Annotated in this window: 4 protein-coding genes and 1 pseudogene; all 5 read right to left on the bottom strand. The window is 67.1% G+C overall.

Annotation, left to right across the window (positions count from 1 at the left end):
- Window positions 1–434 (bottom strand): annotated as a pseudogene (locus tag GSQ89_RS04705) (formylmethanofuran dehydrogenase subunit C); the annotation flags it as partial.
- Window positions 431–1,357, bottom strand: coding sequence for a formylmethanofuran--tetrahydromethanopterin N-formyltransferase (gene fhcD, locus GSQ89_RS04700; RefSeq protein ID WP_158922533.1), 927 nt, complete (start codon window positions 1,355–1,357; stop codon window positions 431–433). The pseudogene GSQ89_RS04705 and the gene fhcD, both read right to left, overlap by 4 nt.
- Window positions 1,345–2,958, bottom strand: a complete 1,614-nt coding sequence (locus tag GSQ89_RS04695; protein WP_158922531.1) for a formylmethanofuran dehydrogenase subunit A — start codon at window positions 2,956–2,958, stop codon at window positions 1,345–1,347. Before GSQ89_RS04695 ends, fhcD begins: the two co-directional genes overlap by 13 nt.
- Window positions 2,952–4,055, bottom strand: a complete 1,104-nt coding sequence (locus tag GSQ89_RS04690) for a tungsten formylmethanofuran dehydrogenase (RefSeq protein WP_158922529.1) — start codon at window positions 4,053–4,055, stop codon at window positions 2,952–2,954. Before GSQ89_RS04690 ends, GSQ89_RS04695 begins: the two co-directional genes overlap by 7 nt.
- Complete coding sequence (locus GSQ89_RS04685; RefSeq protein ID WP_158922527.1) at window positions 4,048–4,428, bottom strand: 4a-hydroxytetrahydrobiopterin dehydratase; 381 nt, start codon at window positions 4,426–4,428, stop codon at window positions 4,048–4,050. The genes GSQ89_RS04690 and GSQ89_RS04685 overlap by 8 nt, the downstream gene beginning before the upstream one ends.
- Between the last annotated feature and the right edge of the window lie 115 nt (window positions 4,429–4,543).

Here is a 4,543-nt window from a genome sequence, read left to right as displayed (position 1 = left end):
CCGCCGCGCATGCCGGTACGCTCCCCCGCCAACGGGCCACCGAGGAACCCGCCGACATCCCCGGTAATTTCCAGCATTCCCCCGCGTTGACCGGACGCGGCCCAACCGCCGGCGCTGCCCTCGATCAGCAGTGTCCCACCGGCCAACAGGCGGCCGGCCTGCTGCCCGACATCGCCTCGCACCGTCAGCGAGCCGGATCGCATCGCCTGCCCCACACGGTCGAAACGGTCCGATCCACCCTCGATGACAATCTCCGCCGGGTCGCCAACGTGAATATGAAAGATGTCGCCCGCGGTCACCGGATGGCGGGTCGTCTGCAACGGCAGCGCGGCGATCGCGGCTTGATCGAGACCCGCCAACCGGTCGGAGGTCAGTGGCGACAAGTCCAGCCGCTGATCGGGCCGCGCACGCAGTACAAGGCGCAGGGCACTCATGACGCAGGCGCCAGCTCGTGCAGATGAAAATGATGCCGCCCAAGCTTGCCGCCATAGTTGCCGGCGGCGACGCGGATGGCGCCGGCTTCGGGACCGAGCGCGACAACGGCTTCCATCCCAGCGCGCATGGCGGCGGCGACGGCATCCGGGGTCAACCCGTCGATGACCAGTTCCAACACCGCGCCCACGTCCGGGCCCAGGGCCGTGTTGGAAACCTCTCCACGTAGCGTCGGGCAGTAGGCATGGTTGGTGGACGCAATCAGCCCCTTGTATTTGGAGCCGATTTTCGACCCCGACCGAGCAATGCCGCCGGGGAACGGCGCAATGGCGTCGGGCGTCCTGGCAATGGCATCCGCGGCAGCCTCGGCCGCGGCCAACGCCGCATCCGATGTGCGCGCCATCAAGATCAGGTTGCCTCCACCCACGGCGGTCTTGGTCAGCCCGGTGGTGGCCTCACAGACGAACTCCCCATCCATGACCGGCAGGCGCCAGATGTGCCGGTCCGGCAAACGCTTGGAAATTTGGAAGCCGTCGCCAAAGTAGCGCAGGCCGTCGCCCAGTTTCAGCGGTTCGGTGCCGGCCAACCCGGCATAGCAAGCCGATCCGGGGCTGGTCAGCACGCATTGGCCGACGCGGTTGGTCAGTTGTTTCTGCAACTCACCGGTGGAGCCGGCGAACAGCAGCACCCGCACCCCCGGCCGCCCGTCCGGCGTCGTCTCGGCGGGCAGTTCGGCGTCGACACCCGCCTCCACGCCGCAGGCGATCACCGAGGTGGCGAAACCGGTCATACTGGCGGCGGCAATGCGCGCCCAGCGCAGGGTCGGCGCGGTGATGACCAGGGCGGTGGCGCGCATGTCGAATGCCTCCGCGTAGGTGGCGTCGATAACGATATCGTTGCGGACGATCGGGGTCAGGTCCGGCATGGCACGGTTTCGAACGGCTGGGTGCGGCCGAGCCGGGCGGCTTCGGGGACATCGAAGGCAGCGTGGGAGACGCCGTAGATGGTGTCGTAGAAGGCGGCCAGTTGCCGATCGGCCGCCGGGTCGAAACCCGGACGGACGGCCAGAGCGCGGCCGAACGGGTGGGCTATCGGGACGCCGTCGCGGATCACCGGAACGCCGTCTTTCAGGACCAGGGCGGCGTCGCGGAACATCGCGGCGATGTCGGGGCGCGGGCGATAGACGGCGATGTCCGCTCTGGCTCGGGGGCCGAGATGACCGCGGTCGGGCAGGCCCAGCAGGCGAGCCGGAGCCGCTCGGGTCATGATGGCAATCTCGGTCAGGGTGTATTCGCGGGTGATGGAGGCAAGCGTGGTAACCTCCATGGCGTCTTTCGGCAGCGATTCGATGTGCTGGGTTCGGAGGGAGCGGTCCATCAGCAGCGCCAGCAGGTCGGGATAGGCGGTGAACGGGGCGCCGTTGGGGTGGTCGGTGGTGAAAAAGACTCGCCACGGGTCGTTAATCAGCAGGAACAGCTCCAGGCCGGCGGCCCATTGGACGGCATTGTAGAAGTCGGTCTTGCGGTAGCGGTAGGGCACGATGCCGCCGCCGTTGCCGTCTCCATCCATGATGACGGACTTGCGGGGATGGGCCTGGCCTCTTGCGTTGAACTGGCGGAGGACGTCGGAGGAGACGGTAACGGTCTGGCCGAACATGACCTGGCCGATATCGGCTGTGATATTGGGGCGGGCGTTGACGGCTTCGGCGAGGCGCGGGGCGGCAGAGGAGAAGCCTCGGGGTCCGTCCTTGCCGTAGGCGTAGAATTGCAGGTGGGCGATGTGCAGACGGGTGTCCCCGGCGGCTTCCATGGTGGCGAGCGCCGTCTCGGCGTTGCCGGGCATGCCGAGGTTGCTGCAATGCAGGTGCAGAGGGTGAGGCAGGCCCAGGGTTTCGGTGGCGGCCTGCAGGGCGTTGATGATGGCTCGGGAGGTGACGTCGCTGTTGGGCACGGCATCGTCCAGGCCGAAGCTACGGACATTGGATTTGAATGACGCGGCAGCACCCGGGTTGATCGCCTTGATGCCGATGGCCTGGCTGCCCGCCAGCACGCGGGCGGCGTAGTCGGCGATGGCGGCGGGGCTTTCGCGGCTGGCCATCAGCCGCAGCAAGTAGTCGTCGTTGCCGAGGACCGCGAGGATGGCGGTGTCGATGATCGGGATGTCGGCGAGTTCCAGGTGCGCCTGTGGCGCGACGTGGGGGGAGATCGCCGGCTCCACCACCATGGTATAGCCCATGGCGGCATAGAGCCGGCCGATGATATGCGAAACCGGAACCGATGCCTCCGCCGTTCCGGCACGTAGATCGGGCAGCAGAAGCCGGGCGGTGTTGACGTTGGTGCCGGCGACATGGGTGTGGATGTCGATCGCGCCCGCCATGACGATGCAGCCGCTGACGTCGATCGTCTCGCTGGCCTGGGCACGGTCCGGCGCGTCGATGATGCGGCCGTCCTGGATCCACAGGTCGTCAACCGCGTCGCGCCCATTCGCGGGATCGATAATACGGCCGCCGGTCAGGCAGGTCAGCATGACGGCAGTGCCGAGGTGATCGCGGCCATGGTGTCCGCGACCGATGGGATAGTGGTGGGTGTCCCGGCGGCGGCGAAGGCAATCCCGCCCAGGCCCTGGTCGAACAGCATCGTGTCGTGGTCATGGCCAGGACGGCCGACTTCTAAGACAACCGCCGGCGGCGAGCGGAACACTGTACCAGCTGGGACCAGGGCGACGGTCGGAACCGCGTTGTCCCAGGGCGGCGCGAAGCGGGAAAACGCCGAGATCCACAGCGCCGAGTCCGCCTCACCGCTGTCGATCAGCCGCTTGGCGTCGAAGCGCCAGGGATCATGCAGCGGTTCCGCTCCGGCGAAACCGCTGCGCATGGGAAAGCCCGTGGTCCAGGCGGAGGTCTGCGCGACTCCCTCGGCGCCGTTGGACGGGACCAGCGGCAGGCCAGTGAAACGGGTCCTCTTGTTGAGGTCGTCGATCAGCCCGCACAGCAACTCGATCGCCAGCGTGTCGACACTGCCGGCCGACCAGATCGCGACGCCGAATTTTGCCTGGCTCAGGGCGTCGGCCAGTTCGCACAGTGGTGCGGCGGCGGCATCGTGCAGCGCTGTGGCGCGTCCAGCGGCGAGGGCACGCAAAGCGGCCAGTGTGGGCAGCACAGCCGACAGTCCGGCGACGACACGAACGGACGCCACGCCGGTGGCCGTGGTTCCGGGACACAAATGGAATACGCGCCGCGTCCCCCCCGCCAGTGTCGGCGGCAGGTTCAAACCAAGTCGCTCCGTCATCTCCGGCCACGCCTGAAACAGCCCATCTCCCACCAGCAGCACCGTATCCGCCCGAGCGCGGGCCTGCAGCGGCGTGGTGACGATCCATCCGGCGCGGCGCATCACATCGAGATTGGCGAACACCGCCTCCGCATCCATGTGGTCGATGGACGCCCCGATCCTCTCAGCCAACCGGATCGACGCCCGCGCACCGGCAACATCGGTCCCCATGCCGGCGACGACGGACGATCGGCTGCCCGCCAGCAACGCCGCCGCCGCGCGCACCGCCTCCGCACGCGAAACCGCAACGCCGTTCACCGATGCCTCGGCCCCCCCGGTTTGTGTCGCCTCAGTCATATTTGACGTAAGCAAACCGAGGATCGTCGCGAGGCGTACCCTCCAGTGCGCCGCCCTCGCTGCCGGGTTGCCACTGCACGACGTCCTCGATCTTCTTGGCGAGGGCAAAATCCTTGCCGGTAATGCCCTTTGCCGAATGGGTGCACAGCCGCACCTCCAGCCATGCATACGATAGCGTAATGTCCGGATGATGCCAGGCCGCCTCGGCGAGATGGCCGATCGTGTTGACCAGCATCATCGTGCCCTTCCAACTATTGGTGCGATACTTTCGCCTGATCCAGCCGCGTTCCAACTTCCAGTGCGGCAGGTTCGCGGTTAGCCAGGTCTCGACCTCGGCATCGCTGTAGGTGTGTTCCGCCGGTGCCGCCACCATGCGAGTCCTCCCTTGTTCATCACCAATCTGGTCATTGCCAGCCGCCAATGCACCGTGGAACATAGTCCGTGATGAAGGCAATATCGACCCGGAAAGAAGAGTCGCCGGCCATCCT

Origin of the sequence: Acidisphaera sp. S103, from assembly GCF_009765975.1 — a bacterium.
GTDB lineage: Bacteria > Pseudomonadota > Alphaproteobacteria > Acetobacterales > Acetobacteraceae > Rhodopila.
Note: the sequence above shows the minus strand (reverse complement) of the source record. Positions and strands in the feature narration are given on the sequence as shown.